This is a genomic window from Desulfobulbus elongatus DSM 2908 (assembly GCF_000621145.1).
Taxonomy (GTDB): Bacteria; Desulfobacterota; Desulfobulbia; order Desulfobulbales; family Desulfobulbaceae; genus Desulfobulbus; species Desulfobulbus elongatus.
In genome coordinates this window covers 1-2,784 of record NZ_JHZB01000075.1, presented here as the reverse complement: position 1 = coordinate 2,784, position 2,784 = coordinate 1, and the positions used below count along the sequence as shown (strand labels likewise).

Annotated in this window: 4 protein-coding genes; all 4 read left to right on the top strand. The window is 51.5% G+C overall.

Going from position 1 to position 2,784, the window contains the following annotated elements:
* Positions 1-376: 376 nt before the first annotated feature.
* Positions 377-964 carry a TetR/AcrR family transcriptional regulator gene (locus Q362_RS0117550; RefSeq protein ID WP_028319681.1) on the top strand — a complete coding sequence of 196 codons (588 nt, stop codon included), beginning with the start codon at positions 377-379 and terminating at the stop codon, positions 962-964.
* A 75-nt stretch (positions 965-1,039) separates the two neighbouring features.
* On the top strand, positions 1,040-1,603 hold the full coding sequence (locus tag Q362_RS0117545; protein WP_028319680.1) for a flavin reductase: 564 nt from the start codon (positions 1,040-1,042) through the stop codon (positions 1,601-1,603).
* Between the two features lie 295 nt (positions 1,604-1,898).
* Positions 1,899-2,420 (top strand): SRPBCC domain-containing protein, encoded by a 522-nt coding sequence (locus tag Q362_RS0117540; RefSeq protein WP_028319679.1) that lies wholly within the window; start codon positions 1,899-1,901, stop codon positions 2,418-2,420.
* Between the two features lie 134 nt (positions 2,421-2,554).
* Positions 2,555-2,784, top strand: a 230-nt coding sequence (locus Q362_RS24375) for a hypothetical protein (protein ID WP_211248534.1), incomplete at its 3' end; no start/stop codon positions are given.

Here is a 2,784-nt window from a genome sequence, read left to right as displayed (position 1 = left end):
CGCCAGGCCTACGGCTTCAGAGACATGGAATACTTCAAGCTCAGGCTCTATAACCTCCACAACTCCAGGTACGCGTTTGCCGGATGAACCACAAAAAAAGCACCTGACCGGCAACGGTCAGGTGCTTTTTTGTGGGAGAGGGCTGTGAGGAGAGGTTCGCAATGGCCTGATTTTTTTTCGTCCCGCAACTATTCCCACAACAGACCATCTATCTATGTGAACTTCCCTGCGGTCAAAAGATATCGACGGAACTCATTGAATCGCCTTCCTCCGATCCATACATATGTGGCTCGCATAAGATGCCTTCGATAAAAATGAGACTAAAAAATTAAATTCTGACGTTGATAAAAAGACGACCGGTCTAATTGTTTCGGTCATGAAGAACACAGACAAAAAATCGGAAATCATCGAGATTGGCATGGAATTGATCGCTGTGAAGGGATACAACGCCACCGGAATTGACGCAGTGCTCAAGCAAGCTGGCGTACCGAAAGGATCATTCTATAATTATTTCCGCAGCAAAGAGGATTTCGGGCTGGCGATAATCGATCAATTCGCCAGTCAGTATGAAGCAAAGTTACGGTCGTTTTTTGATGATGCCACCGTGGCTCCGCTCGAACGCCTGCGCAATTATTTTGAACACAGCCTTGCGCACCTGAGTGAAAATCAATTCACCAAGGGATGTCTCATCGGCAACCTGGGGCAGGAGTTGGCCGACCAAAACGAGCGATTCCGTGAAAGGTTGGAAGTAATCTTTCAGAACTGGAAGAAGCGGTTTGCGGCTTGCTTTGCCGAGGCGCAAGAGCAAGGGACGCTCGCTTCGGATATCGACCCGGAAGTCATCGCCGATTTTGTGCTGGCCGGATGGGAGGGTGCCATTCTGCGTGCCAAAGTGATGAAGTCATCTGAAACGTTAAGGAACTTCATCGACACCTTATATGCAACCGTGCTGCGGGCATCCTGATGCGTGCTCCGCGTGTACGGACGCTTTCGACGGGCGTAGTAATTCTTCGGTAACTTTGCGATTTTTAGAGAACACCTGATGCAATCGCTGGGCGCTCGAACCTATCTTTTCCCAACGCCGATTCTCCTGGTCGGCACCTATGATGAAGACTACAAGCCCAACCTCATGACCGCCGCCTGGGGAGGCATCTGCTGTTCCGACCCGCCCTGCGTCAGTGTTTCCCTGCGCAAAGCCACGTACTCATACTCCGCGATAGTGGCGCGCAAAGCGTTCACCATCGGCATCCCCATGGAGTCTCAGGTGCGGGAGGCCGATTATCTTGGCTTGGTCAGTGGACGTAACGTGGACAAATTCGCGGTCTCCGGGCTGACCGTTGTCCGGAGCGCATTGGTGGATGCCCCGTATGCGAAGGAAATTCCTTTCGTGCTCGAGTGCGAGTTGGTGAACAGTGTCGAACTGGGACTACACACCCTTTTTGTGGGCAAAATTATCGATGCCAAGGCGGACGAATCAATCTTAACCGATGATGGGCGCCCTGATATCGCCAAGCTCAAGCCATTTTCGTTTGACCCCGTGCATCAGGGCTACCACGGCACAGGCGCATTTCTCGGCAAAGCCTTTTCTGTAGGGAAACAATAAATCAGCCCACCGCTGGTGATTGGTGGATTGAGGGGATTTTTTGCGAGTTTCTAAGACGACCGGTCTAATTGCCAAGGCGATGAGCGGTTAAAACCTGAGCACTGGAGGATTACGAGAGACCAATGGACACGAATAAGATGGTGTAATCGAAAATATTTCTGCAATTTTTCTCCATGGTAACAACCGGGAAAAGAAAACGACAAAAACGTTTAAGAAAACAAGAAGCTGGTAAAGAGCGGAGGCAGCCTCCAAAACTTCAAGCCACGTCACTCAACACCCGAATGGGGTACACGCAATGAACGCAATTATCTGGCCCGAACACTATCTGCCCGGCACCACAGACAACTATGTATCCAATGAGGTGGTCATCCCTGGTCTGCAGGCAGTCAATGTTTGGCCCCACCTCATCAACACCTCGGTATGGCCGGTCTACTACAGCAATGCTTCGGAAATTCGATTCCGTGACGCCACTGGCCCGGATCTGAACCTGGGATCTCGCTTCCGCTTTACCACCTTTGGCTTCCCCGTCGAGGCAGAGGTAACCGAATACGTTCCGCCGGAGAAGGACAAACCCGCCCGGATTGCCTGGCATGGTTGGGTCGAAGGCGATGCCGACGGCCGTCTCGATGTACATCATGCTTGGCTTATCGAAGACCTGCCGGGGAACAGAGTGCGCATCCTCACTCAGGAATCGCAGATTGGAGCACCGGCCAGGGAATTGGCCAGGACAAAACCCAACCCGATGCTCAATGCACATCAGGAATGGTTGGATGGCCTGGTTGCCTATTCCGCAAAGAAGACAGCAGGGAGATCCTGAAACCGTTGCCATGAAATGCTCTAAACAACGACAACAGCAGGTCTATTCCAGGCGGAGAACCGCCCCTTCCTTTTCAAGCCGATCCATCGTGGATTGATCTTTGGCTCTAACCACTTGTATTCAGGAGTTTCATCATGAACATGACAACGTTGACTATTCTCTTGTTTTTGTGCCTTTTCACTCTTGCAACACCACGCCCTGCCACCGCCAGAGGCAAGCATGTACTGATGGTAGTCACCGGTGCAGACCGGACGCGGCTGGGAAAACCAGGCTCCTCGTCATTTGGTGTGGATTTGCTGTATATAGGGATCAAAGCCACACCAAATGACGAGGGATACCATGAACGGCAACGATATCATTGCGT

What these genes read in the sequence shown, in the direction of transcription:
- Q362_RS0117550 (WP_028319681.1), top strand. Translation starts at nt 377, where the DNA reads ATGAAGAACACAGACAAAAAATCGGAAATCATCGAGATTGGCATGGAA.
- Q362_RS0117540 (WP_028319679.1), top strand. Translation starts at nt 1,899, where the DNA reads ATGAACGCAATTATCTGGCCCGAACACTATCTGCCCGGCACCACAGAC.